At 53.8% G+C, this 25,922-nt stretch carries 26 protein-coding genes and 1 pseudogene; 19 read left to right on the forward strand and 8 right to left on the reverse strand.

Translation table 11 applies throughout. From position 1 onward, the window contains the following. Positions 1 to 4: 4 nt before the first annotated feature. The 7 genes and pseudogenes from purF (at position 5) to hisP (ending at position 6,656) form a co-directional block, all read left to right on the forward strand. Positions 5 to 1,522, forward strand: coding sequence for an amidophosphoribosyltransferase (gene purF / locus OGW17_RS04580; protein ID WP_012131457.1), 1,518 nt, complete (start codon positions 5 to 7; stop codon positions 1,520 to 1,522). Positions 1,523 to 1,613: 91 nt separating this feature from the next. Continuing rightward, positions 1,614 to 2,189: pseudogene (locus OGW17_RS04585) on the forward strand (UbiX family flavin prenyltransferase); the annotation flags it as partial. Between the two features lie 288 nt (positions 2,190 to 2,477). Then, a complete protein-coding gene (gene argT / locus OGW17_RS04590; RefSeq protein ID WP_012131460.1) occupies positions 2,478 to 3,260 on the forward strand; it encodes a lysine/arginine/ornithine ABC transporter substrate-binding protein ArgT in 783 nt (260 codons plus the stop codon). A 247-nt stretch (positions 3,261 to 3,507) separates the two neighbouring features. Then, entirely contained in the window at positions 3,508 to 4,290 is a 783-nt protein-coding gene (gene hisJ, locus OGW17_RS04595; protein WP_012131461.1) for a histidine ABC transporter substrate-binding protein HisJ, read from the forward strand. Positions 4,291 to 4,475: 185 nt separating this feature from the next. Next, positions 4,476 to 5,162, forward strand: coding sequence for a histidine ABC transporter permease HisQ (locus OGW17_RS04600; RefSeq protein ID WP_012131462.1), 687 nt, complete (start codon positions 4,476 to 4,478; stop codon positions 5,160 to 5,162). Continuing rightward, positions 5,159 to 5,875, forward strand: coding sequence for a histidine ABC transporter permease HisM (gene hisM, locus OGW17_RS04605; protein ID WP_012131463.1), 717 nt, complete (start codon positions 5,159 to 5,161; stop codon positions 5,873 to 5,875). The genes OGW17_RS04600 and hisM overlap by 4 nt, the downstream gene beginning before the upstream one ends. Before the next feature lie 7 nt (positions 5,876 to 5,882). Next, positions 5,883 to 6,656 carry a histidine ABC transporter ATP-binding protein HisP gene (gene hisP, locus OGW17_RS04610; protein WP_049008687.1) on the forward strand — a complete coding sequence of 258 codons (774 nt, stop codon included), beginning with the start codon at positions 5,883 to 5,885 and terminating at the stop codon, positions 6,654 to 6,656. Between the two features lie 97 nt (positions 6,657 to 6,753). On the opposite strand, the gene OGW17_RS04615 is transcribed toward hisP, so the two are convergent. The 3 genes from OGW17_RS04615 to folX form a co-directional block, all read right to left on the reverse strand. Next, positions 6,754 to 7,266: a GNAT family N-acetyltransferase gene (locus tag OGW17_RS04615; protein ID WP_071260300.1), complete on the reverse strand. Its 513-nt coding sequence runs from the start codon at positions 7,264 to 7,266 to the stop codon at positions 6,754 to 6,756. 70 nt (positions 7,267 to 7,336) lie between these two features. Beyond that, positions 7,337 to 8,230: a TIGR01777 family oxidoreductase gene (locus tag OGW17_RS04620; RefSeq protein ID WP_012131466.1), complete on the reverse strand. Its 894-nt coding sequence runs from the start codon at positions 8,228 to 8,230 to the stop codon at positions 7,337 to 7,339. Between the two features lie 19 nt (positions 8,231 to 8,249). Beyond that, a complete protein-coding gene (gene folX, locus OGW17_RS04625; RefSeq protein ID WP_012131467.1) occupies positions 8,250 to 8,612 on the reverse strand; it encodes a dihydroneopterin triphosphate 2'-epimerase in 363 nt (120 codons plus the stop codon). A 196-nt stretch (positions 8,613 to 8,808) separates the two neighbouring features. Here folX and yfcF point away from each other — a divergent pair, with 196 nt between their 5' ends. Genes yfcF through yfcD form a run of 3 tightly spaced genes read left to right on the forward strand, consistent with a single transcriptional unit; the run spans position 8,809 to position 10,679 of the window. Continuing rightward, the gene (gene yfcF / locus OGW17_RS04630; RefSeq protein ID WP_024130152.1) at positions 8,809 to 9,453 is read left to right on the forward strand and encodes a glutathione transferase; all 645 of its coding nucleotides are present in this window, start codon (positions 8,809 to 8,811) and stop codon (positions 9,451 to 9,453) included. 55 nt (positions 9,454 to 9,508) lie between these two features. Then, on the forward strand, positions 9,509 to 10,060 hold the full coding sequence (gene yfcE, locus OGW17_RS04635; protein ID WP_047462326.1) for a phosphodiesterase: 552 nt from the start codon (positions 9,509 to 9,511) through the stop codon (positions 10,058 to 10,060). A gap of 55 nt (positions 10,061 to 10,115) precedes the next feature. Beyond that, complete coding sequence (gene yfcD, locus OGW17_RS04640) at positions 10,116 to 10,679, forward strand: NUDIX hydrolase YfcD (RefSeq protein ID WP_071260214.1); 564 nt, start codon at positions 10,116 to 10,118, stop codon at positions 10,677 to 10,679. Between the two features lie 5 nt (positions 10,680 to 10,684). Here yfcD and OGW17_RS04645 read toward each other — a convergent pair whose 3' ends face one another. Beyond that, on the reverse strand, positions 10,685 to 11,704 hold the full coding sequence (locus OGW17_RS04645; RefSeq protein ID WP_012131471.1) for a LacI family DNA-binding transcriptional regulator: 1,020 nt from the start codon (positions 11,702 to 11,704) through the stop codon (positions 10,685 to 10,687). Positions 11,705 to 11,954: 250 nt separating this feature from the next. On the opposite strand from OGW17_RS04645, the gene OGW17_RS04650 reads away from it, so the two are divergent. The 5 genes from OGW17_RS04650 to OGW17_RS04670 all read left to right on the forward strand — a co-directional run bounded on the left by OGW17_RS04650 (position 11,955) and on the right by OGW17_RS04670 (position 15,940). Further along, the gene (locus OGW17_RS04650) at positions 11,955 to 12,398 is read left to right on the forward strand and encodes a PTS sugar transporter subunit IIA (RefSeq protein ID WP_024130154.1); all 444 of its coding nucleotides are present in this window, start codon (positions 11,955 to 11,957) and stop codon (positions 12,396 to 12,398) included. A gap of 82 nt (positions 12,399 to 12,480) precedes the next feature. Beyond that, a complete protein-coding gene (locus OGW17_RS04655) occupies positions 12,481 to 12,753 on the forward strand; it encodes a PTS sugar transporter subunit IIB (RefSeq protein ID WP_024130155.1) in 273 nt (90 codons plus the stop codon). Between the two features lie 22 nt (positions 12,754 to 12,775). Continuing rightward, a complete protein-coding gene (locus tag OGW17_RS04660) occupies positions 12,776 to 14,167 on the forward strand; it encodes a PTS ascorbate transporter subunit IIC (protein ID WP_071260216.1) in 1,392 nt (463 codons plus the stop codon). Further along, the gene (locus tag OGW17_RS04665) at positions 14,164 to 14,994 is read left to right on the forward strand and encodes a transketolase (protein ID WP_049008599.1); all 831 of its coding nucleotides are present in this window, start codon (positions 14,164 to 14,166) and stop codon (positions 14,992 to 14,994) included. The genes OGW17_RS04660 and OGW17_RS04665 overlap by 4 nt, the downstream gene beginning before the upstream one ends. After that, positions 14,987 to 15,940 (forward strand): transketolase family protein, encoded by a 954-nt coding sequence (locus OGW17_RS04670; protein WP_071260219.1) that lies wholly within the window; start codon positions 14,987 to 14,989, stop codon positions 15,938 to 15,940. Before OGW17_RS04665 ends, OGW17_RS04670 begins: the two co-directional genes overlap by 8 nt. A 104-nt stretch (positions 15,941 to 16,044) precedes the next feature. Here OGW17_RS04670 and yfcC read toward each other — a convergent pair whose 3' ends face one another. The 3 genes from yfcC to ackA all read right to left on the reverse strand — a co-directional run bounded on the left by yfcC (position 16,045) and on the right by ackA (position 21,211). Next, entirely contained in the window at positions 16,045 to 17,571 is a 1,527-nt protein-coding gene (yfcC, locus tag OGW17_RS04675; protein ID WP_071260222.1) for a putative basic amino acid antiporter YfcC, read from the reverse strand. 216 nt (positions 17,572 to 17,787) lie between these two features. Further along, positions 17,788 to 19,932 (reverse strand): phosphate acetyltransferase, encoded by a 2,145-nt coding sequence (pta, locus tag OGW17_RS04680; protein ID WP_071260224.1) that lies wholly within the window; start codon positions 19,930 to 19,932, stop codon positions 17,788 to 17,790. A gap of 76 nt (positions 19,933 to 20,008) precedes the next feature. Then, positions 20,009 to 21,211 (reverse strand): acetate kinase, encoded by a 1,203-nt coding sequence (ackA, locus tag OGW17_RS04685; RefSeq protein ID WP_012131481.1) that lies wholly within the window; start codon positions 21,209 to 21,211, stop codon positions 20,009 to 20,011. Between the two features lie 338 nt (positions 21,212 to 21,549). Between ackA and yfbV the strand changes: the two genes are divergently transcribed. The 4 genes from yfbV to OGW17_RS04705 all read left to right on the forward strand — a co-directional run bounded on the left by yfbV (position 21,550) and on the right by OGW17_RS04705 (position 25,163). Beyond that, on the forward strand, positions 21,550 to 22,005 hold the full coding sequence (yfbV, locus tag OGW17_RS04690; protein ID WP_003028087.1) for a terminus macrodomain insulation protein YfbV: 456 nt from the start codon (positions 21,550 to 21,552) through the stop codon (positions 22,003 to 22,005). An 83-nt stretch (positions 22,006 to 22,088) separates the two neighbouring features. Further along, positions 22,089 to 22,583, forward strand: coding sequence for a YfbU family protein (locus OGW17_RS04695; RefSeq protein WP_012131483.1), 495 nt, complete (start codon positions 22,089 to 22,091; stop codon positions 22,581 to 22,583). Continuing rightward, positions 22,576 to 23,253, forward strand: a complete 678-nt coding sequence (locus OGW17_RS04700) for a sugar phosphatase (protein ID WP_012131484.1) — start codon at positions 22,576 to 22,578, stop codon at positions 23,251 to 23,253. Before OGW17_RS04695 ends, OGW17_RS04700 begins: the two co-directional genes overlap by 8 nt. Positions 23,254 to 23,330: 77 nt before the next feature. Continuing rightward, entirely contained in the window at positions 23,331 to 25,163 is a 1,833-nt protein-coding gene (locus tag OGW17_RS04705; RefSeq protein ID WP_012131485.1) for an SLC13 family permease, read from the forward strand. A 91-nt stretch (positions 25,164 to 25,254) separates the two neighbouring features. On the opposite strand, the gene yfbR is transcribed toward OGW17_RS04705, so the two are convergent. Next, complete coding sequence (gene yfbR, locus OGW17_RS04710; RefSeq protein ID WP_012131486.1) at positions 25,255 to 25,854, reverse strand: 5'-deoxynucleotidase; 600 nt, start codon at positions 25,852 to 25,854, stop codon at positions 25,255 to 25,257. Positions 25,855 to 25,922 lie beyond the last annotated feature (68 nt).

Here is a 25,922-nt window from a genome sequence, read left to right on the forward strand (position 1 = left end):
ACGTATGTGCGGTATTGTCGGTATCGCCGGTGTTATGCCGGTAAACCAGTCGATTTATGACGCGTTAACGGTGCTCCAGCATCGTGGTCAGGATGCCGCTGGCATCATCACCATTGATGCCAACAACTGCTTCCGCTTGCGTAAGGCAAACGGGCTGGTGAGCGATGTTTTTGAAGCTCGCCATATGCAGCGTATGCAGGGCAATATGGGCATCGGGCATGTGCGTTACCCAACGGCTGGCAGCTCCAGCGCTTCCGAAGCTCAACCTTTTTACGTCAACTCGCCGTATGGCATCACGCTTGCTCATAACGGCAACCTGACCAACGCGCATGAGCTGCGTAAAAAGCTGTTTGAAGAAAAACGTCGTCACATCAACACCACGTCAGATTCTGAAATCCTGCTCAATATTTTTGCCAGCGAGCTGGATAACTTCCGTCATTACCCGCTGGAAGCCGATAACATCTTTGCCGCCATTGCCGCGACCAATCGGCAGATTCGCGGCGCGTATGCCTGCGTGGCGATGATTATCGGGCACGGTATGGTGGCTTTCCGCGATCCGAACGGCATCCGCCCGCTGGTGCTGGGCAAGCGCGACATTGGCGATGGCCGCACTGAATATATGGTTGCGTCCGAAAGCGTGGCGCTTGATACGCTGGGCTTCGAATTCCTGCGCGATGTGGCGCCGGGCGAAGCGGTGTACATCACCGAAAAAGGCCAGTTGTTTACCCGCCAGTGCGCGGATAACCCGGTCAGCAATCCGTGCCTGTTCGAATACGTCTACTTTGCGCGTCCGGACTCGTTCATCGACAAAATTTCCGTCTACAGCGCCCGCGTGAATATGGGGACGAAGCTGGGCGAAAAAATTGCCCGTGAATGGGAAGATCTGGATATCGACGTGGTGATCCCGATTCCAGAAACCTCCTGCGATATCGCGCTGGAAATCGCCCGCATTCTGGGTAAACCGTACCGCCAGGGCTTTGTGAAAAACCGCTACGTTGGCCGGACGTTTATCATGCCGGGCCAGCAGTTGCGCCGTAAGTCCGTGCGTCGCAAGCTGAACGCCAACCGCGCTGAATTCCGCGATAAGAACGTCCTGCTGGTGGATGACTCCATCGTGCGCGGCACCACCTCTGAACAGATTATTGAGATGGCCCGTGAAGCCGGCGCGAAGAAGGTCTATCTGGCTTCTGCGGCACCGGAAATTCGCTTCCCGAACGTTTACGGTATCGATATGCCAACGGCAAATGAGCTGATTGCTCACGGTCGTGAAGTGGATGAAATTCGCCAGATCATCGGCGCTGATGGGCTTATCTTCCAGGATCTGGACGATCTGATTGAAGCTGTTCGCGCTGAGAACCCGGATATTCAGCAGTTTGAATGTTCGGTCTTTAACGGCGTGTATGTCACGAAAGACGTTGACCAGCAGTATCTCGACTATCTGGATTCCCTGCGTAATGATGACGTCAAAGCGATGCAGCGTCAGAACGAAGTGGAAAACCTGGAAATGCATAACGAAGGTTAATCTCTCCTCCCGGCAAGGGCGCGCAATCCGCGCCCTTGCTTGCAACGTCCCGTAAAATCCTGCAAAGTCAGCCCAGACGCAAGAAAGGGCAAAAATCATGAAACGACTCATTGTAGGGATTAGCGGCGCCAGCGGCGCGATTTATGGCGTGCGCTTGTTGCAGGTTCTGCGTGACGTGGCGGATGTGGAGACCCACCTGGTGATGAGTCCGGCAGCGCGTCAGACGCTTGCGCTGGAAACCGAATTTTCCTTGCGGGAGGTGCAGGCTCTGGCCGATGTCACCCATGATGCGCGCGATATTGCCGCCAGTATCTCTTCTGGCTCCTTTCAGACGGCGGGGATGGTGATTTTACCGTGCTCGATCAAAACGCTCTCCGGTATTGTACACAGCTATACTGACGGACTTCTCACCCGTGCGGCGGATGTTGTCCTGAAAGAGCGCCGCCCGCTGGTGTTGTGCGTGCGGGAAACGCCGCTGCATTTAGGACACCTGCGCCTCATGACTCAGGCGGCTGAAATTGGCGCCGTTATTATGCCACCGGTTCCCGCGTTTTATCATTGCCCGCAAACGCTGGATGATGTGATTAATCAGACGGTTAATCGTGTTCTGGATCAGTTTGATATCACGTTGCCGCACGATCTTTTCACCCGTTGGCAGGGCGCATAACGCTGCCCGTTCACAGTGCGTTTTTGCACAAATTGCCCTGTTTCAGGGCAATTTTGTAACCGCGATCATATCCTCAACATTTAATTCGCTAAAAGCGACCGAAACGCTGCGGTTCAACCGTCATACCTGCTATCTTCAACATCAGGACAATATTGCAACGTTTTATTAACATATTTAACGTCAAATAGGGACGCCGACGTGAAAATGGCATAAGACCTGCATGAAAAAGTCTGCAAACACACAACACAATGCAAAACATAATAAAATTACGCCACTTGAGGGTTATGTATGAAGAAGACAGTTCTCGCTTTGTCTTTGCTGGTAGGACTTTCCGCAACGGCGGCCAGCTACGCAGCGCTACCGCAGACGGTTCGTATTGGTACAGACGCGACATATGCGCCTTTCTCATCGAAAGATGCCAAAGGGGATTTTGTCGGTTTTGATATCGATCTGGGCAATGAGATGTGCAAGCGTATGCAGATCAAATGCACCTGGGTCGGTAGCGATTTTGATGCGCTGATTCCTTCCCTGAAAGCGAAGAAAATCGATGCCATCATTTCATCGCTCTCCATTACCGAGAAACGCCAGCAGGAGATTGCCTTCTCCGACAAACTGTATGCCGCCGACTCGCGCCTGATTGCCGCGAAAGGCTCATCTGTCCAGCCGACGATTGACTCGCTGAAGGGCAAGCACGTTGGCGTACTGCAAGGCTCCACTCAGGAAGCCTATGCGAATGATAACTGGCGCAGCAAAGGCGTGGATGTTGTGGCCTACGCGAACCAGGATCTCATCTATTCCGACCTGACGGCGGGCCGTCTTGATGCTGCATTGCAGGATGAAGTTGCGGCCAGCGAAGGGTTCCTCAAACAGCCTGCGGGCAAGGACTATGCGTTTGCCGGTCCTTCCGTGAAAGATAAAAAGTACTTTGGCGACGGCACCGGGGTTGGCTTGCGTAAAGACGATACCGAGCTGAAAGCGGCGTTTGATAAAGCGCTGAGCGATCTGCGTGCTGACGGCACCTACGACAAGATGGCGAAAAAGTACTTTGACTTTAACGTCTACGGCGACTGACCGGTTGCTGCGGGGAGTGTTGCGCACCGTTTTGGTTAACCATCACGGTGCGTGATGAGAGATTTGCACCATCATGGTGCGTTTGTCGCTGTCAAAATGAGCATGAATGCATACTTAAGCGCTTTTCATGCAAAATAAACCGGCTGACAGGGTAGAATGCTTTGCCTTGTCGGCCCGATTAATGGCACGATAACTGCACCTGGTCCTGTAAAGATCCCCTATAAAAGACAGTCTGTTGAGGATAGTTATGAAAAAACTGGTGTTGTCTCTTTCTCTGGTCCTGGCTTTCTCCAGTGCTACCGCAGCATTTGCAGCCATTCCGCAAAAAGTTCGTATCGGTACCGATCCGACTTATGCCCCTTTTGAATCGAAAAATGCACAGGGTGAATTGGTCGGTTTTGATATCGATCTGGCCAAAGAGCTGTGCAAACGCATTAATACACAATGTACCTTCGTGGAAAACCCGCTGGATGCGCTGATCCCGTCGTTAAAAGCGAAGAAAATCGATGCCATCATGTCCTCGCTTTCCATCACCGAAAAGCGTCAGCAGGAAATCGCGTTTACCGACAAATTCTATGCAGCAGACTCTCGCCTGGTCGTCGCTAAAGATTCTGATATTCAGCCGACCGTTGAGTCCCTGAAAGGCAAGCGTGTTGGCGTATTGCAGGGCACCACGCAGGAAACGTTTGGTAATGAGCACTGGGCGCCGAAAGGCATTGAAATCGTCTCTTACCAGGGTCAGGACAATATCTATTCCGACCTGACGGCAGGGCGTATCGATGCCGCTTTCCAGGATGAAGTCGCAGCCAGCGAAGGCTTCCTGAAGCAGCCTGTAGGCAAAGATTACAAATTCGGCGGCCCGTCGGTGAAAGACGAGAAACTGTTCGGTGTGGGTACGGGTATGGGGCTGCGCAAAGAGGATAACGAACTGCGCGAAGCCCTGAACAAAGCATTTGCGGAAATGCGTGCTGATGGTACTTACGAGAAGCTGGCGAAAAAGTACTTTGATTTTGATGTTTACGGCGGTTAATCGCCGCTGGTGCAGATAACGCCCGCAGATTTTTGACGCGCTGATTTTATGCCTGATGGCGCTGCGCTTATCAGGCCTACAGAGATTTTGTAGGTCGGATAAGGCAAAGCCGCCATCCGGCATTTAACGGTTCGACTGAGATCAAAAGAGGCGTCTTACTCACCACACACGACAGGACAGGCAGCATGTTGTACGGGTTTTCAGGTGTTATTTTTCAGGGCGCGCTTGTCACGCTTGAGCTGGCCCTCAGCTCAGTTGTGCTGGCCGTGCTGATCGGTCTTGTCGGCGCGGGCGCGAAACTTTCGCAAAACCGGGTGACGGGACTTATTTTCGAAGGCTATACCACCCTGATTCGCGGGGTGCCGGATCTGGTTTTAATGCTGCTGATTTTCTACGGGTTGCAAATCGCGCTCAATGCGGTGACCGACGCGATGGGAATAGGGCAGATTGATATTGATCCGATGGTCGCCGGTATTATCACCCTGGGCTTTATCTATGGCGCGTACTTTACGGAAACCTTCCGTGGCGCGTTTATGGCGGTGCCAAAAGGGCATATTGAAGCGGCGACGGCATTCGGTTTCACCGGTTCGCAAATATTCCGGCGGATTATGTTCCCGGCGATGATGCGCTACGCCTTACCGGGGATTGGTAATAACTGGCAGGTTATCCTCAAAGCGACGGCGCTGGTTTCGCTGCTCGGGCTGGAAGATGTGGTCAAAGCCACGCAGCTGGCCGGCAAGAGTACCTGGGAGCCATTCTATTTCGCCGTAGTGTGCGGGCTGATTTATCTGGTATTTACAACGGTTTCCAATGGTGTGCTGCTGTTCCTCGAGCGCCGCTACTCCGTGGGTGTGAAGAGGGCTGACCTGTGATCGAGATTATTCAGGAGTACTGGAAATCCCTGCTCTGGAGCGATGGCTATCGCTTTACCGGCGTGGCCATTACGCTGTGGTTGCTGATCTCCTCGGTAGTGATGGGCGGCATTCTGGCGCTGTTTTTGGCGATTGGCCGCGTTTCCAGCAACAAATTTATCCAGTTCCCCATCTGGTTGTTTACCTATGTTTTTCGCGGTACGCCGCTGTATGTGCAACTGCTGGTGTTCTATTCCGGGATGTACACGCTGGAGATCGTGAAAGGAACCGATCTCCTCAACGCGTTTTTCCGTAGCGGTCTTAACTGTACCGTTCTGGCGTTGACGCTGAATACCTGCGCCTATACCACGGAGATTTTCGCTGGCGCCATCCGTTCAGTACCGCACGGGGAAATTGAAGCGGCGCGGGCGTATGGCTTCTCATCGTTCAAAATGTATCGCTGTATTATTTTACCTTCCGCGCTGCGTATCGCGCTGCCAGCATACAGTAACGAAGTGATCCTGATGCTGCACTCAACCGCGCTGGCGTTTACCGCGACGGTGCCGGATTTGCTGAAAATCGCCCGTGATATTAACTCGGCAACCTATCAACCGTTTACCGCATTCGGCATTGCCGCTGTGCTGTATTTGATTATTTCGTATGTCCTGATTAGCCTGTTCCGTAAAGCGGAAAAGCGCTGGCTCCAGCACGTGAAACCTTCTTCAACGCACTGAGAATACGATGTCTGAGAATAAATTAAACGTTATCGATTTGCACAAGCGCTACGGCGAACATGAGGTGCTGAAAGGGGTATCGCTACAGGCTAACGCCGGAGATGTGATCAGTATTATCGGATCGTCTGGCTCCGGTAAGAGTACCTTTCTGCGCTGTATTAACTTCCTCGAAAAACCGAGCGAAGGGTCGATTGTGGTGAGCGGCCAGAATATTTCCCTGGTGCGTGATAAAGACGGCCAGCTCAAGGTCGCCGATAAAAACCAACTGCGGCTGCTGCGTACGCGCCTGACGATGGTATTTCAGCACTTCAATCTCTGGAGCCACATGACGGTGCTGGAGAACGTTATGGAAGCGCCGATTCAGGTGCTGGGATTAAGCAAACATGAAGCGCGCGAGCGTGCGGTGAAATACCTGGCGAAAGTCGGTATTGATGAACGTGCGCAGGGAAAATACCCGGTACACCTCTCCGGTGGTCAGCAGCAGCGCGTCTCAATTGCCCGCGCGTTGGCGATGGAACCTGAGGTGCTGCTGTTTGATGAGCCGACATCGGCGCTTGACCCCGAACTGGTAGGCGAAGTCTTGCGTATCATGCAGCAGTTAGCGGAAGAGGGGAAAACGATGGTGGTGGTGACGCATGAAATGGGGTTTGCCCGCCATGTTTCCACCCATGTGATTTTCCTGCATCAGGGGAAAATCGAAGAAGAAGGCGATCCAGAGCAGGTATTCGGCAACCCGCAAAGCCCGCGTTTGCAACAGTTCCTGAAAGGTTCGCTGAAGTAGCGGTTTATCCGTCGCTCAGAGAAACAATTTTGCCCGGTGGCGCTGTGCTTACCGGGCCGACACGTAGGCCGGATAAGGCATCGCCGCCATCCGGCGATTATCGCCCCATTTCGCTTTCCAGACGGTATACCCATTCGTCATACCGGATGCCGTTCACCTCATAGGCGTTTTCCAGCACCTGAGTCCGCGTAAAACCACGCTTTTCCAGCACGCGCACAGACGCGTGATTCTCTGCCAGCGCATAGGCGTTTATCGCTTTCACGCTGGTATGCGTAAAGGCGTAATCGCAGACGGCATATAAGGCTTCTGTGGCGATCCCTCTCCCTTGCGCTTCCGGGAGCACCGTATAGCCGATATCGGCTTCCTGCGGATAATGGTGGCTAATTTGTAAGCCAATGTCGCCCAAAGGCTTATCGCTGTTATGCAGGCGGATGACGAAGGTATGCTTTGAGACGAGGCGACGGGCGAACAGCAGGCGAGTATCTTTTTCCGGCGTGATATCAGCCATATAACGCATGATTTCAGGGTTTTCACGCAGTGCGAGAAAAAAGGACCAGTCAGTAGGTTGAAAAAGGGAGAGGGTCAATCGGGAGGTGGTTATTATCGCCATAAAATCGCCATTCCAGAAGTCAGGCATACTACCTTACCACTGGAATGGCTACAGTGACCAGGTGAATGGTTTAACGGATCACATCGGCCAGCGCTTCTTCTAAATCGTACCAGCGAAATGAAAACCCCGCCGCCTCCAGTCTTTTTGGCAATGCGCGCTGTCCGCCCAGCACCAGTACCGATGATTCCCCCATTAACAGGCGGATGACGGTCGCGGGAACGCGCAGGATTGCGGGGCGGTTCAGCGCATGACCCAGCGCATGGGCGAACTGTTCATTACGAACCGGATAAGGCGAAACCATATTGAACGGGCCGCGCAGGTCGTTATCCAGCAGCCAGAGAATACCGTTTACCATATCATCGATATGGATCCAGGCCAGATACTGACGCCCATTGCCAATTGGCCCTCCCAGCCCCAGGCGAAACGGCGGGATCATTTTGGCCAGAATGCCGCCTTCCGGCGCCAGGACGACGCCGGTGCGTAGCAGACAAACGCGCGTTTTATCACTTTGCGCGCTACAGGCAATCTGCTCCCAACGCGCGCATAACTTATGGGTAAATTCGTTATGCGGCGGCTCTTCTTCCGTTACGACAACTTCGCCCAGATCGCCGTAATAGCCTGCGGCAGACCCGGAAATTAACGCGGCCGGGGGCGTCTCGCTGGCGTTGATCAAATCCGCCAGCTTTTGCGTGATGGACCAGCGGCTTTGACACAAACGCTCTTTTTGCTGCGCAGTCCAGCGTTTGTCGGCGATAGGCTCGCCAGCAAGGTTGACCACGGCGTCTATGTCGTTGAGGTTCTGCCTGTCCTCCAGCCCTTTCCACAGCGCAACCCGGGAGTCGAGAAGCTGACGCGCCTTATCGGGACTCCGTGTGACGACCGTCACCTGATGCCCCAGCGCCAGCAGACGGGGAATCAGGTGACGTCCTATCAGGCCAGTACCGCCGGTAATCAGAATCTGCATGTTTCCTCCCGGATAGCGCTTAACGTCGCCAGCTGAGCGTCATGGAGACGGAATCGGCATAACGCAGCGCATGAAGTTTGTCGATCTCTACTTCAGCATAAGTGACCCAGTGATGTTCGCGTGCGATGTCGAGCACATCCTGAGTTAATTTTTCTAACAGCGAGAATCGGTTGCTCTCCACATGCTGAATAATGTTTTTTGTGATGGTGCGGTAATTCAGCGCGTCGTTGATGTCCTCGCTTACGCGGGCTTTTTCCGCCGGATAGTGAATGGCAACGTTAATAACGATATCCTGGCGGTTGAGGATCTCTTCCTCTTTGATACCGATAAACGTGCGCAGACGAAGGTTTTTTATACGAATAATAGCGTCAGGTTGTGACATTGCAGGCGTCCTCCATGGTTGAACCTTTGCATGATACACGAGAACCCGACCGCGTTATTCGCTCTGACTCTCAGGCTTCTGCTAAGGCCGCAGTCTTGCGCGTTCTGTTGCCGGGCTCAGTATGAGTTTTCATCAGGTGACAGTATGCGAAAGACTCTATATTTTGAGAGAAAGCCCAAAGAACGAAGAGGACATTATGAGCAAACCCGAGATTACGCTTTGGTCAGACGCTAACTTTTTCTCTCCTTACGTCTTATCCGTTTATGTTGCCTTGCAGGAGAAAGGACTGCCTTTTACCCTCAAAACCGTTGACCTGAGCAGCGGCGAGCATTTGCAGCCCTCATGGCAGGGCTACGCGTTAACGCGCCGCGTCCCGGTGCTGGAAATCGATGGCTTCGAGCTTAGCGAGTCGTCGGCGATTACCGAGTATCTGGAAGATCGCTTTGCGCCGCCGCAGTGGGAGCGCATCTACCCGCACGATCTGCAAAAACGCGCCCGCGCGCGCCAGATTCAGGCGTGGTTACGCAGTGATTTAATGCCCATTCGCGAGGAACGCTCGACGGATGTGGTCTTTGCGGCGGCCAGGAAAGGCCCGTTAAGCGAAGCGGGGAAAGAGAGCGCGGCAAAACTGGTGGCGACGGCCAGTGGTTTGCTCGCTCACGGTAAGCCGAATTTATTTGGCGAATGGTGTATTGCGGATACCGATTTGGCGCTCATGCTTAACCGCCTCGTACTGAACGGCGACGAGATTCCTGAGGCACTGGCGGAATATGCAGCATTCCAGTGGCAGCGCGCCTCCGTTCAACGTTTTATTGCGCTTTCCGCAAAGCGTTCAGGCTGATAATCCGCGTATAATCCAGTATCATAGAGCGGTTTTTTATGACGAGGAGTGAGTGATGAAACTGATGTTTGCATCGGACATTCATGGTTCGTTACCTGCGACAGAGCGCGTACTTGAACGGTTTGCGCAAAGTGGCGCGCAATGGCTGGTGATACTGGGTGATGTGCTTTATCACGGGCCGCGTAACGCGCTGCCGGAAGGCTACGCACCGGCGCAGGTGGCAGAACGCCTGAACGAGCAGGCGGCGCGTATTATTGCGGTACGGGGAAACTGTGACAGCGAAGTGGATCAGATGCTGCTCCATTTCCCGATAACCGCGCCGTGGCAGCAAGTGCTGCTGGAAAACCGGCGCATCTTCCTGACCCACGGACACCTGTTCGGGGCGGATAATGTACCCGCGTTAAATGCGGGCGACGTTCTTGCTTATGGGCATACTCATCTGCCGGTCGCTGAAAAACGCGGCGAGCTGTATCACTTTAATCCAGGCTCAGTCAGCATCCCGAAAGGTGGGTTTGCAGCAAGCTACGGCATTCTGGATGATAATGTTTTGAGCGTAATCGCACTCAATGATCAAAGTATCATTGCGCAGGTCGCGATTAATCCGTAATTTACCCCACAATTGTAAATGCGCCGTAAGAGCGCCAGAAAAAGAAGGTTTCCTGATGGTGGAACAGCGTCGTTTGGCAAGTACTGAATGGGTGGATATTGTGAATGAAGAGAACGAAGTCATTGCGCAATCCAGCCGGGAGCAAATGCGAGCGCAGCGCTTACGTCATCGTGCAACGTATATCGTCGTGCATGATGGTATGGGCAAAATTCTGGTTCAACGCCGTACTGAGACAAAAGACTTTTTGCCCGGCATGTTAGATGCCACCGCAGGTGGGGTGGTGCAGGCCGATGAGCAACTGCTGGAGTCTGCACGACGTGAAGCGGAAGAAGAACTGGGTATCGCAGGCGTGCCGTTTGCTGAGCACGGTCAGTTCTATTTTGAAGATGATAATTGCCGTGTCTGGGGCGGATTATTTAGCTGCGTTTCTCATGGGCCATTCGCGCTTCAGGAAGAAGAGATCAGCGAAGTCTGCTGGCTGACGCCGGAAGAAATTACGGCGCGTTGTGATGAGTTCACCCCGGACTCATTGAAAGCGCTGGCGTTGTGGATGACCCGCAATGCCAACAATGAATCGGCAAAGCAAGAGAAGCAAGAGAAGCAAGAAGAGACGGAATAAGGTCTCTAACAGCTATCCCGCAGGCATAAACTGGAGGCGATCTGTTTCCGATCGCTCCAGTTGCCATCCTTCAGACGTTCCAGCAGCGCGCGTCCGGCTTCAAGGCCTATCTTACGATGCGGTACGGCCATTGTCGTTAACGGCGGCTGACAAACCCGGCTCACATCGCTGTCGCCGAATCCTACCACCGCCAGATCGTCAGGGACTTTGATCCGTCTGCGCTGACACTCATATAACGCACCGCAAGCCAGCTCATCGGATACGCACACCAGCGCGTCCAGCTCGGGCCACGCCAGAATAAATTCGGGAAGCTGCGAGGCGCCGGTGGAAAAGTTTGGCGGCAGGGCGGCGTTAATCACGCGATTGGGCGACATATGGTGGCGCAACATCGCCTTGTACCAGCCCTGCAAATGCTGTTGAAAGATCCACTGCTCCTGATTGGCGCAAAGCAGGCCAATATTCTGATAACCGCGCTGAATGAGCATTTCGGTCAGTTCGTACATTGCCGCGACGTTATCAATACCGATATTCATATCAATCGGATCGGTACGAATGGCGCCAATTTCCATCACCGGAATCGACGCGTTTTTTAACCAGTGACGCACCGTGTCGCTGTGCTCGACGCTGAGTAAAATGGCGGCGGCAATGTTGGAGGCCAGCAGCGTCTCCAGCAGTTTCTCTTCCTGTTCGAGATGGTGAAGGGACTCCGCCAGCATAATCTGGTATCCCGCAGGCTGTAAAACTTGCTGAAGTCCGGCAAACATTTCTGAACAACCGGCTTCCGTGAGGTTCGGGACGACCATCGCGATGGTCCGTGACGAGGCGGAAGCCAGCGCGCTTGCGGCAAGATTAGGCATGTAACCGAGTTCATTCACTGCGGCTTCGATTTTTTCCCGGAGTTTATCGGAAACTTGCTCAGGCGTGCGTAACGCACGGGACACGGTCATGGTGCCGACACCGGCAAGCTGAGCAACATCGGCGATGGTCACCTTACCAGTACTACGCCGTTTTCGAGTTATAGACATACAGATTCCTGCGCAATTACAACGTATTGAGATGTTTTTTTATTGTCATTCATCGCTTCACGGGAATAGCAGTATACGCCTTAAATCCGGTTTAAGGCTGTGATTTCACGCGTTGATTGTATTTTGATAGCGCTATCACATATCTGACTGATAACTTTTGATAGCGCTATCTTTGTGAATATGATCACAGATAAGGTTTCAGCGCTTGAATAAAGTTTGCTCATATCTGGCAATCACGCGAGGAGGATATGTGCTCAATCACTGGCTAACTGATGCAACCATCATGCGGCAGGCGAGGGTGGAAAACTGGCCGCAGGCGCTGGAAATATGTGCCAGACCGCTGCTGGATGCTGGCGTTATCACACCTGAATATGTGACGGCGATTGTTGAGCAGCATCATAAGCTGGGCGCGTATTACGTTCTGGCGCCGGGTCTGGCGATGCCGCATGCGCGACCGGAAGAGGGAGCAAAGGGATTAGGCTTGTCGTTGTTAAAGCTGGAGCAGGGTGTCTCATTTGGGGCGGGCGAGTTCGATCCGGTGGATATCATCGTGATGCTCGCGGCACCCGACAAACACAGCCATATTGAAATGATTTCGGCGCTGGCAGAGTTATTTTCCAGCGATGACGATATGGATAAATTACATCAGGCGAAGTCGTTGGAGGAAATAAAAACAATAATCGCACGTTTCTAATTTAATTACGCATTCCGAATTACCTGACACATTACGCGCCTGCGTGATGCGGGCGTACTCTACTTAAAAGAAGGTGATGATAATGAAAATTATGGCTATTTGCGGTTCTGGCCTGGGCAGTAGTTTTATGGTCGAAATGAATATTAAAAAAGTGCTCAGGAAGCTTGAAATTGATGCCGATGTTGAGCATTCCGACCTCTCCTCGGCGACGCCTGGCGCTGCGGATCTGTTTGTCATGGCGAAAGATATTGCCGCCAGCGCCAGCGTGCCGGAAAGCCAGCTGGTGGTGATTAATAACATTATCGATATTAATGAACTTGAAGCGCAGCTGCGCGCCTGGTTCGCCAAACAATAACCTTATTGCAAGCGAGGCGGATATGTTTATCCTTGAAACGCTGAATTTTGTTGTTGATATCTTAAAAGTGCCCTCGGTGCTGGTGGGGTTAATTGCCTTAATTGGCCTTGTCGCGCAGAAAAAAGCGTTTTCCGACGTGGTGAAAGGCACGATTAAAACTATTTTAGGTTTTATTGTACTGGGCGGCGGCGCAACGGTACTGGTCGGGTCTTTAAATCCACTCGGCGGAATGTTTGAACATGCGTTTAATATCCAGGGGATTATTCCAAATAACGAAGCGATTGTTTCCATTGCGCTGGAAAAATACGGGGCGTCTACGGCGCTGATCATGGCCTTTGGCATGGTGGCGAATATTGTGGTCGCCCGTTTTACCCGCCTGAAATACATCTTTCTGACAGGACACCATACGTTTTATATGGCCTGTATGATCGGCGTAATCCTGACGGTTGCCGGTTTTGACGGCGTTGGTCTCGTCTTTACCGGATCGCTGATTCTGGGGCTGGTGATGGCCTTTTTCCCGGCGCTGGCGCAGCGCTATATGAAGCGTATCACCGGCACTGATGATATCGCGTTTGGTCACTTCGGCACGCTGGGTTATGTGCTGTCCGGCTGGATCGGCAGCCTTTGCGGTAAAGGTTCCCGCTCTACCGAAGAGATGAACCTGCCTAAAAACTTAAGCTTCCTGCGCGACAGTTCGATCTCTATCTCTCTGACCATGATGATTATCTATCTGATCATGGCGGTGAGCGCGGGGCGTGAATATGTCGAGAGCACCTTCAGCGGCGGTCAGAACTACCTGGTCTACGCCATCATTATGGCGATCACCTTTGCGGCGGGCGTGTTCATCATCCTACAGGGCGTACGTCTGATTCTGGCGGAAATCGTACCGGCCTTTACCGGATTCTCAGAAAAACTGGTGCCGAACGCCCGCCCGGCGCTGGACTGCCCGGTCGTCTATCCGTATGCGCCTAACGCGGTGCTGATTGGCTTCCTGTTTAGCTTCCTCGGCGGCCTGATCGGTCTGTTCCTGCTCGGACAGATGAAGCTGGTGCTGATCCTGCCGGGCGTGGTGCCGCACTTCTTTACCGGTGCGACGGCTGGCGTATTTGGTAATGCCACTGGCGGGCGTCGCGGCGCGATGATCGGCGCATTTGCCAACGGTCTGTTGATTACTTTCCTGCCCGTTCTGCTGCTGCCCGTGCTGGGGGCGATCGGCTTTGCGAATACGACCTTCTCAGACGCTGATTTCGGCGCAGTGGGAATTGTGCTGGGCAATCTGGCGCGCTACCTGTCGCCGCTTGCCATCACAGGGCTTGTTGTGGCGTTGTTCGTGCTGCTGGTGGCGTACAACGTGTTTGCGAAAAACAAATCTGCGGGGGGTAACACGCAGGAGAATACCGGAGCCAAATTATGAATGTGAATGAAGTTACTCAACTGGCGCGCGATATTCGCGTTGCCACTCTTAAATCATTGACGCAGCTTGGCTTTGGCCACTACGGTGGCAGCATGTCGGTAGTGGAGACGCTGGCGGTGCTGTACGGCGCGGTGATGAAGATTGACCCGGCCGACCCCGACTGGCCGGAGCGCGATTACTTTGTGCTGTCTAAAGGTCATGCTGGCCCGGCGCTCTACAGCACGCTGGCGATTAAAGGCTACTTTCCGACAGAAGAACTGAACACGCTTAACCAGAACGGCACCCGTCTGCCGAGCCATCCAGACAGGTTAAAAACGCGCGGCGTGGATGCGACGACCGGTTCACTGGGGCAGGGGATCTCGATTGCCGGGGGGATGGCGCTGTCGCACAAACTTGCCGGGCGCCCGAATCGGGTATTTTGTATCGTCGGCGACGGCGAACTGAATGAAGGGCAGTGCTGGGAAGCGTTTCAGTTTATCGCCCATCATCGGCTGAACAACCTGACGGTGTTTATCGACTGGAACAAGCAGCAACTGGACGGCGAACTGGATGAGATTATTTGCCCGTTCGATCTGGAAGGGAAATTCCGCGCTTTCGGTTTTGATGTTGTCACCGTGAAAGGCGATGACATTGCCCGGCTGCTGGAGGTCGTTCAGCCGGTTCCGGCGGCGGATGCCCGTCCGCGCGTGGTGATCCTCGACAGTATTAAAGGACAGGGCGTGCCCTACCTGGAGCAATTAAGCAACTCCCACCACCTGCGTCTGACCGATGAGATGAAAAAGGCGCTTAACGAGACGATTCGCCAACTGGAGGCCGCGCATGATTAAGGTTGCACCCGCGGGACAAAAAGAGAGCATGGAAATGCGTAAAGTGTACGCCGGATTTGTGGCGGAGCAGATAGAGGCCGGAAGCCAGATTATCGCACTTGAAGCGGATCTCATGAGTTCTATGGCGATGGACGGCGTTGCGAGGGATTATCCTCAGCATGTGATCAACTGCGGCATTATGGAAGCCAATGTGATCGGCACTGCGGCAGGGCTATCGCTCACCGGACGCAAACCGTTTGTCCATACCTTCACCGCCTTTGCCAGCCGTCGCTGTTTTGATCAGCTGTTTATGTCGCTCGATTACCAGCGCAACAACGTCAAGGTGATCGCGTCGGATGCCGGCGTGACTGCCTGCCATAACGGCGGCACCCATATGTCTTTTGAAGATATGGGTATTGTGCGCGGGCTGGCGCACTCGGTCGTGCTGGAAGTGACCGATGCCGTCATGTTTAAGGATATTTTGCGCCAGCTTATCGATCTTGAGGGTTTTTACTGGGTTCGAACCATCCGCAAACAGGCCCCGAGCATTTATGCGCCGGGATCGACGTTCACCATCGGTAAAGGGAATGTTCTGCGTGAAGGCAGTGATATCACGCTAATTGCCAACGGCATTATGGTTGCCGAGGCGCTGGAGGCGGCGCGCCAGCTGGAGCAGGATGGCGTGAACGCGGCGGTTATCGATATGTTTACCCTCAAGCCCATCGACCGCATGCTGGTGAAAAATTACGCGGAGAAAACCGGGCGAATCGTCACCTGTGAAAACCACAGCATTCATAATGGACTTGGGTCGGCCGTGGCTGAAGTGCTGGTTGAAACGTGCCCGGTGCCCATGTGCCGCGTTGGCGTTAAAGAGCGTTATGGTCAGGTCGGGACGCAGGATTTCTTGCAGAAGGAGTATGGTTTGACCGCAGAGGCCATTGTGGAAGCGGCGAAAACGCTGCTGTAATAACGATGTATTGTTGCCGGATGGCGCTACCGCTTATCCGGCCTACAATAACCTGACTCGTAGGCCGGATAAGACGCGCCAGCGTCGCCATCCGGCATTTTTGATCAATGGTATCCCATCAACTGCGCGCCGATAACCACCACGCTGGACATGATAAACAGCAACCCCAGCAGCGTCGCGCCAACCTTCAGCCAGTTGCGAAAATCGACCCGGCACACGCCTAATGTCGCCATTAACGATGCGGACGTTGGATAGATGATGTGACTGAAGCCATCGCCAAACTGGAAGGCCAGTACCGTAACCTGACGGTTTACGCCTACCAGATCGCCTAACGGAGCCAGAAGCGGCATCGTTAACGCCGCCTGACCGGAACCGGAGGTGACAAAGAAATTGAATACGGCCTGAAACAGCAGCATAAACCATGCGGCGACAGCGTTGTTCAGACCGCTAATGGCGTGAGCAATACTGTTCAACAGGGTATTTAACACGCTGGCGTCGCCCGCCTCGCCGTTGCCCACGAGCAATAAAATACCTTTGGCGAAGCCGACCAGCAGGGCCGGGGCAATCATCATTCTGGCGCCTTCGGTGAACGAGGAGGCCATGATGTTCACCGTCATACCGTTGAGGCGGAAAATAACTCCAATGATACCGATGACCACGCCCATCGTGAAGAACTGGCTAGCAATCTCAGGAATAAACCACGCGTGAACAATCACTCCCCAGATAACCCAAATCATCACTCCGGTCAGCACAATCAGCACCAGCCAGTCGCCAGCGGTGAAAGGACGTTGGGCGATTTCGTCCTGCTTCTCACGAAAATAGCGATCGGATTCATGGACGCGCGACAGATGGGGGTTCTTTTTCACCCGCGCGGCATAGGTCAGGGTAAAAAGAAGACCAATCAGCGTGGAAACGAACCACACAACAATGCGCAAGCCAGAGCCGGAAAGGACCGGTATGCCCGCAATCCCCTGCGCGACCACGACGCAAAACGGGTTCATCCATGAACTGGCAAAACCAATCTGGGTGGCGATATAGGTGACCAGTACGGTGGTAATGCTGTCATAGCCCAGGCGTACCATCAGCGGCGCGATAATAATCGCAAAGGCGACGGCCTCTTCCCCCATGCCAAAAACCGCGCCGCCCAGTGAGAAGAGGATGAACAGCACCGGGATAAACAACACCTCATTGCCGCGCGTATGGCGTATCAGCGCCAGAATACCGTTATCAATGGTGCCTGTACGCATGACGATGCCGAACGCGCCGCCGATCACCAGCATAAACATGATGATGCCGACAGCCGTGCCGAATTTAGAACCGGAGGTTAATCCTTCGAACGGGAAATTCATTAAGCCGGGTCTTTCATCGCCGGTTGTAAAGAGCTGGACGCGGTGATACTGCGCTTCACCGGCTTCGTTGGTGAGAATACGAAAAGAGTGGGGATCGACCACTTTGCGGGTTTTCGTCTGCCCGTCAACCTGATACTGCACCTCCTGGCTGTCGAACATTCCGACGGGAACAACCCAGGTGGCAAGACTGGTCAGAATGGCGACGAAAAAAATAATCACCAGCGTATCGGGCATCGCCCATTTTTTGGCAGGCCGCGATTGCGATTCTGTTACTGCGGACATAACACACTATCCCTGTTGCAAGGCAAAGAGATAATTATGCGAACAGAGGAATAGTTATTCATTGATACAGCGCAGCTAAGCGGGAAAATCGGATTTCGTTCATGCCGGTTCGGCGGGCATAAAAAATCTGGAAATAATCGCTATTTCCAGACCTTAGATATGAAGTGCTGGCCGGATAAGGACGCCTTAGCGTCGCTATCCGGCACACAAAGCAGATTACTGCTGTTGCTGTGAAGACTGAATCGCGGTCAGGGCGATGGTGTAGACGATATCATCTACCAGCGCGCCACGGGACAGGTCGTTCACCGGCTTGCGCATACCCTGTAGCATCGGCCCGATGGAGATCAGGTCGGCAGAACGCTGTACCGCTTTGTAGGTGGTGTTACCGGTGTTCAGATCCGGGAAGATGAACACGGTCGCGCGACCTGCAACCGGAGAGTTCGGCGCTTTGGATTTCGCAACATCAGCCATGACTGCGGCGTCGTATTGCAGCGGGCCGTCGATCATCAGGTCAGGACGTTTTTCCTGCGCCAGACGGGTCGCTTCACGCACTTTCTCTACGTCGCTGCCTGCGCCAGAGGTGCCGGTGGAGTAGGAGAGCATCGCAACGCGCGGTTCGATGCCGAAGGCAATTGCGGACTCCGCAGACTGGATGGCGATTTCAGCCAGCTGTTCTGCCGTCGGGTCCGGGTTGATCGCACAGTCGCCGTAAACGTAAACCTGTTCCGGCAGCAGCATGAAGAACACGGAAGAGACCAGAGAGCTGCCTGGTGCTGTTTTGATCAGCTGTAGCGGCGGACGAATGGTGTTTGCCGTGGTGTGAACCGCACCGGAAACCAGACCGTCAACTTCATCCTGTTCCAGCATCAGCGTACCGAGAACCACGTTGTCTTCCAGCTGCTCGCGGGCGACGGTTTCGGTCATGCCTTTGCTCTTACGCAGCTCAACCAGACGAGCGACATAGCTTTCGCGAACCACTTCCGGGTCGACGATTTCAATGCCTGCGCCCAGTTCTACGCCCTGAGAGGCGGCAACGCGGGTGATCTCTTCCGGGTTACCCAGCAGGACGCAAGTCGCGATGCCACGTTCAGCACAGATGGCTGCCGCTTTAACGGTACGCGGTTCGTCGCCTTCCGGCAGAACGACGCGTTTACCGGCTTTACGCGCCAGCTCGGTCAGCTGGTAGCGGAATGCAGGCGGAGACAGACGACGGCTGCGCTCAGAGGTCGCGGTCAGGGATTCAATCCAGTCAGCGTTGATGTAGTTAGCAACGTATTCCTGAACTTTTTCGATACGCTCATGGTCATCAACCGGAACTTCCAGGTTGAAGCTCTGTAGGCTCAGAGAGGTCTGCCAGGTGTTGGTATTCACCATGAATACCGGCAGGCCGGTTGCGAAAGCACGTTCGCACAGTTTAGAGATGCGCGCGTCCATTTCGTAGCCGCCGGTCAGCAGCAGAGCGCCGATTTCCACGCCGTTCATTGCCGCCAGGCAAGCCGCAACCAGTACGTCAGGACGGTCAGCAGAAGTCACCAGCAGAGAACCCGCACGGAAGTGCTCCAGCATGTGCGGAATGCTGCGCGCGCAGAACGTGACAGACTTCACGCGACGGGTGTTGATATCACCTTCGTTCACAACGGTAGCGTTCAGGTGACGCGCCATGTCGATTGCACGGGTTGCAATCAGATCGAAGCTCCACGGCACCGCGCCCAGAACCGGCAGCGGGCTGGATTCCTGGAGTTTAGCCGGATCGACTTTCACCACTTTCGCTTTGGAAGAGTCGTCGAAAATCTCAGACAGATCCGGGCGGGTACGGCCCTGCTCATCAACCGGTGCGTTCAGTTTGTTAACAATAACGCCGGTGATGTTGGTGTTTTTCGCGCCGCCGAAGCTGCTGCGAGTCAGTTCGATACGCTCATTCAGCTGTTCCGGGGTGTCGGTGCCCTGAGACATCACGAAGACGATTTCCGCATTCAGCGTTTTCGCGATTTCGTAGTTCAGAGACTGAGCGAACTGGTGTTTACGCGTCGGAACCAGGCCTTCAACCAGCACCACTTCCGCATCTTTGGTGTTCGCGTGATAGTTCGCGATGATCTCTTCCATCAGCACATCTTTCTGATTGCTGGACAGCAGAGATTCAACGTGGCTCATCTTCAGCGGTTCAGCCGCCGGAACAGACGAGTTTGCACGAACGATAGCGGTAGTCTGGTCTGGCGCATTGCCACCCGCGCGCGGTTGGGCGATTGGCTTAAAGACGCTCAGACGAACGCCTTTGCGTTCCATAGCACGGATGACGCCAAGGCTGACGCTGGTCAGGCCGACGCTGGTTCCGGTAGGGATCAGCATAATAATACGGGACACGGTTTATCCTCTTTCGTTACCGCCGGTTTCAGGCGGGTTACAAAACAGCACCGCCAGCTAGGCTGGCGGTGTAAAATCAGGCAGTCAGACGGCTCGCGTCTTGCGCGATAACCAGTTCTTCGTTGGTTGGGATAACCACCGCAGGACGGGTACCTTCTTTGTTGATGAAACCAGATTTGCCGAAACGGGCAGCCAGGTTACGTTCGTGATCGACTTCAAAGCCCAGCACGCCCAGTTTGCCCAGAGACAGCTCACGCACCATCGCCGCGTTTTCACCGATACCGCCAGTGAAGACCACTGCGTCCAGACGACCTTCCATCAGCGCGGTGTAAGAGCCGATGTATTTCGCCAGACGGTGGCAGTATACGTCCATCGCACGTTTTGCATCTTCTTTAGCGGTGTAGTTGTCTTCAACATAACGGCAGTCGCTGGTGACTTCGGTCAGACCCAACAGACCTGATTCTTTGGTCAGCATTTTGTTGATCTGATCGATGTTCATGCCCAGGTTGTCATGCAGGAAGAAGATGATTGCCGGGTCGATGTCACCGGTACGGGTGCCCATCACCAGACCTTCCAGCGGGGTCAGACCCATAGAGGTGTCAACGCACTGGCCGTTGCGGATTGCAGAAACGGAACCACCGTTGCCCAGATGGCAGGTGATGATGTTCAGTTCTTCAACCGGCTTGTTCAGCATTTTTGCGGCTTCCTGAGTCACATAGTAGTGGCTGGTGCCGTGGAAACCGTAACGACGTACGCCGTGTTCTTTGTACAGGCTGTACGGCAGGGCATACAGGTAAGACTCTTCCGGCATAGTCTGATGGAACGCGGTGTCGAACACTGCAACGTTCTTTTCTTTCAGTTCCGGGAAGGATTTCAGCGCTTCAGTAATCCCGATCAGGTGAGCCGGGTTGTGCAGCGGAGCGAACGGCGCAGCGTCTTTGATGCCCTGGATAACGGAGTCATCAATGACCACGGAGCTGGTATACTTCTCGCCGCCGTGTACGATACGGTGACCAATTGCGGTCAACTGCGCAGACAGTTCTGGTTTTTGTGCCAGAATAGTATTAACAATAAAGTTCAGCGCTTCACTGTGAGCGGCGCCTGCACCTAAAGCCGCTTCTTGTTTATTGCCGTCCATTTTCCATTTGATACGTGCTTCAGGAAGATGGAAACATTCGGCTAAACCAGAAAGGTATTCTTCACCGTTCGCTGCATCGATGATTGCAAATTTCAGTGAGGAGCTACCGCAGTTCAGAACCAGTACTAACTTACTCGACATGGAAGTACCTATTTATGATACGTGGCTAAAAAAACGTCAGTGAGCCATAGAGCGTAACGCATGATGACGCTGACGTTTATGATTAACATCATGCGCAATAATCTTTTTCGGCATGATGGAAGAAATACCTTTGAGTCTATGCCATTTTGCGTATTTTTCAGCCAATGGCATACTATATGTAAATTTGACGACTCAATGATTTTGGACTACTGGCCTTAGAGGCCGACACAGGATACCTGATAGTGGGTATCAATGACAAAATGTTTTGAACGATGTCCCTTGCAGTTGTTGTTTTGCACAAATTTTTGAATTTTTATATGTGAAGTTGAGGTAAAGCCATGTCGACACCGGATAATCGCTCCGTGAATTTTTTTAGTTTGTTTCGCCGGGGGCAGCACTACGCAAAGACGTGGCCGATGGAAAAGCGCCTTGCGCCGGTCTTTGTTGAGAACCGCGTGATTCGTATGACGCGTTACGCCATTCGCTTTATGCCGCCGATCGCGGTGTTTACGCTGTGCTGGCAAATCGCGCTGGGCGGTCAGTTAGGCCCGGCGGTTGCCACAGCCCTGTTTGCGCTCAGTTTACCGATGCAAGGCATGTGGTGGCTGGGAAAACGCTCCGTTACGCCACTCCCGCCTTCCATCCTGAACTGGTTCTATGAGGTTCGGGGAAAATTGCAGGAAGCCGGGCAGGCGTTGTCGCCAGTAGAAGGCAAGCCGGATTACCAGGCATTAGCTGACACGCTTAAGCGCGCCTTCAAACAACTGGATAAAACTTTCCTTGATGATTTGTAATTGACCCCTGATTACGCATATAAAAGAAGGCATACCAATGCCTTCTTTTTTTGACCGCAGTAGAGTGATACAGGAGTCCCAAAATGGAAATGACCAACGCTCAACGTCTGATTTTGTCTAACCAGTACAAAATGATGACCATGCTCGACCCGACCAACGCCGAGCGTTATCGCCGTCTGCAAACGATCATTGAACGCGGCTACGGCTTGCAGATGCGTGAGCTGGATCGTGAGTTTGGCGAACTGAAGGAAGAAACCTGCCGCACGATTATCGATATCATGGAGATGTATCACGCCTTACATGTGTCCTGGACTAACCTGAAAGACGCGCAAACCATTGACGAGCGTCGTGTGACGTTCCTCGGGTTTGATGCCGCAACCGAAGCGCGTTATCTGGGCTACGTTCGCTTTATGGTGAACGTGGAAGGGCGCTATACCCACTTTGATGCCGGTACGCATGGCTTTAATGCCCAGACGCCGATGTGGGAAAAATACCAGCGTATGCTGAATGTCTGGCACTCCTGCCCGCGCCAGTATCACCTGAGCTCGAACGAAATTAATCAGATTATCAATGCCTGAGGGGGTGAGCGTGCAGTGCAAAGGCTTTCTGTTTGATCTGGATGGAACGTTGGTTGACTCCTTACCCGTTGTAGAGCGGACATGGTGCAACTGGGCCGATCGTTTTGGCCTCACGCATGATGAAGTGCTGAGCTTTATTCATGGCAAGCAGGCTATTACTTCTCTGCGACACTTCATGGCGGGAAAGCCGGAAGAGGAGATCGCCGCAGAGTTTACCCGTCTGGAACAGATAGAAGCGACGGATACGGCAGGGATTGTGGCGTTGCCGGGCGCGGTCGAATTGCTGAACCATCTCAATAAAGCCGGTATCCCCTGGGCTATCGTTACTTCAGGCTCGATGCCGGTTGCGCGGGCGCGCCATCAGGCTGCCGGCCTTCCTGCGCCAGAGGTGTTTGTTACCGCTGAGCGCGTGAAGCGCGGCAAACCGGAACCGGATGCCTATCTGCTGGGCGCCCAACTGCTCGGCCTCTCGCCGCAGGAATGCGCGGTGGTGGAAGACGCGCCTGCCGGGATTCTCTCCGGGCTGGCCGCCGGGTGTCATGTCATTGCGGTCAATGCGCCTGAGGACACGCCCCGCATTGCGGACGTCGATTTTGCCCTGAGCAGCCTTGAGCACATTTCCGTGACCAAACAGCCCAACGGAAACGTGGTCGTTCTTAGAAATACCTGAACATGATTTAGCCCCGCATTGTTGGGGCTTTTTTATGGCAGAATCAGTCCATCCCTCTCATTTAACAAGGATATGTTGTGAACGGTGAATTGATATGGGTTCTCTCCTTACTGGCGATTGCCGTTATCTTGTTTGCGACGGGCAAAGTGCGCATGGACGCGATTGCTTTGCTGGTCATTGTCGCCTTTGTTCTGAGTGGAACATTGAGCATCTCAGAGGCCTTTTCCGGCTTCAGCGATCCTAACGTTGTTCTGATTGCCGCCTTGTTCATTATCGGCGACGGTCTGGTGCGTACCGGCGTCGCGACGGTCATGGGCGCCTGGCTGGTGAAAATGGCCGGTAGCAGCGAAGTCAAAATGCTGGTGTTGTTGATGATCACCGTCGCCGGGCTTGGCGCGTTTATGAGTTCAACCGGCGTGGTCGCGATTTTCATCCCGGTGGTGTTAAGCGTTTCTATGCGTATGCAGACCTCGCCTTCACGCCTGATGATGCCGCTCAGTTTTGCCGGTCTTATCAGCGGCATGATGACGCTGGTGGCGACGCCGCCCAACCTGGTGGTGAACAGTGAACTGCTGCGCGAAGGGCTGCACGGTTTTAGCTTCTTTAGCGTCACGCCGATTGGGCTGGTGGTGCTGTTCCTCGGCATTATCTACATGCTGGTGATGCGCTTTATGTTGAAAGGGGATGATGCGTCGCAGCAGCGTGATGGCTGGAAGCGTCGCGCCTTTCGCGATTTAATCAAAGAGTACCGTCTGACCGGTCGCGCTCGTCGGCTTGCCATTCGTCCAGGTTCGCCGATGGTCGGCCAGCGTCTGGATGACCTCAAGCTGCGTGAACGCTATGGCGCGAACGTTATCGGCGTTGAACGCTGGCGGCGCTTTCGGCGCGTTATTGTTAACGTCAATGGGGTGTCGGAATTTCGCGCCCGCGATGTGTTACTGATCGATATGTCTGCCGCAGAGGTGGATCTCCGGGAATTTTGCAGCGAGCAACTGCTGGAGCCGATGGTTTTACGCGGCGAGTATTTTTCCGATCAGGCGCTGGACGTGGGGATGGCGGAAATCTCCCTGATTCCCGAATCGGAACTGATTGGCAAATCGGTGCGCGAGATCGGTTTTCGTACGCGCTATGGCCTGAATGTCGTCGGTCTGAAGCGTGACGGCGTGGCAATCGAAGGGTCGCTTGCTGATGAAGCGCTGTTAATGGGCGACATTATTCTGGTGGTGGGAAACTGGAAGCTGATTGGTCAACTGGCGAAGCAGGGCCGTGACTTCGTGGTGCTGAATATGCCTGTGGAAGTGAGCGATGCCTCCCCGGCGCACAGCCAGGCGCCGCATGCGATCTTCTGTCTGGTGCTGATGGTTGCGCTGATGTTGACCGATGAGATCCCTAACCCGATCGCAGCAATCATTGCTTGCCTGCTGATGGGGAAATTCCGCTGTATTGATGCAGAAAGCTCCTACAAAGCGATTCACTGGCCGAGCATTATCCTGATTGTCGGGATGATGCCTTTTGCGCTGGCGTTGCAAAAGACCGGCGGCGTTGATCTGGTCGTTAAAGGATTGATGGATGTCGGCGGCGGCTATGGCCCTTATATGATGCTGGCATGTCTGTTTGTGCTGTGCGCCACCATCGGGCTGTTTATTTCCAATACCGCGACCGCCGTGCTGATGGCGCCGATAGCCCTTGCGGCAGCGAAGTCGATGGGGGTGTCACCGTATCCTTTCGCGATGGTGGTGGCAATGGCGGCGTCGGCGGCGTTCATGACGCCGGTCTCCTCGCCGGTAAACACGCTGGTTCTGGGGCCGGGGAACTACAGTTTTAGCGACTTTGTTAAGATCGGGGTGCCGTTTACGATAATCGTTATGGCGGTATGCGTGGTGATGATCCCGGTGCTGTTTCCGTTTTGATTTTTTGCCGGATGGCGCTATTCGCTTATCCGGCCTACAAATGTAGCAGTAGGCCGGATAAGACGTTTACGTCGCCATCCGGCAAAACGATTTATAGCGGCGAATCCTGACTGATTTCATCCAGCGAGAGGTGAAAACTGGGCACAAACACCGCCATAAAATAGTCCATCTCTTCGCTGCGGCGCGACGCCAGGGTTTTTTCCAGTCGCGTTTTTGCCAGCAGGAATTCATTATTGCCCGCTGATAACTCTTCCAGACACTTCAGATAGGCGCAAAGCGCGTCGGCTTGCTTCACAACCGATTTCTCTTCTTCGCTGTAAGCATGTTCGTCGATCAGCGGTGCAAAAATATCGCGCAGTTCGTCAGGAACCATATCCACCAGTTTTTGTTGGGCAATTTTCTCAATCGCTTTGTATTCCTGCGCGATTTGCGAATTGAAGTATTTCACCGGAGTCGGGAGATCGCCGGTCAACACTTCAGAGGCATCGTGGTACATCGCCAGTAGCGCAATACGTTCGGCATTGACCTGGCCGCCGAATTTGCGATTTTTGATAGCGGCAAGCGCGTGGGCGACCATCGCCACCTGCAAACTGTGTTCGGAGACGTTTTCGGTGCGCACGTTGCGCATCAATGGCCAGCGGTTAATCAGTTTCAGGCGGGAGAGGTGGGCAAAAAAATGGCTCTGCTTCATAGTGACCTTTTCATGATGACAACCTGAGGGTCATTGTGCGCAGAGAAGGCCATCGGATGCAAATACTC

It is taken from the genome of Citrobacter sp. CK181, from assembly GCF_030333595.1.
Taxonomy (GTDB): domain Bacteria; phylum Pseudomonadota; class Gammaproteobacteria; order Enterobacterales; family Enterobacteriaceae; genus Citrobacter_B; species Citrobacter_B koseri.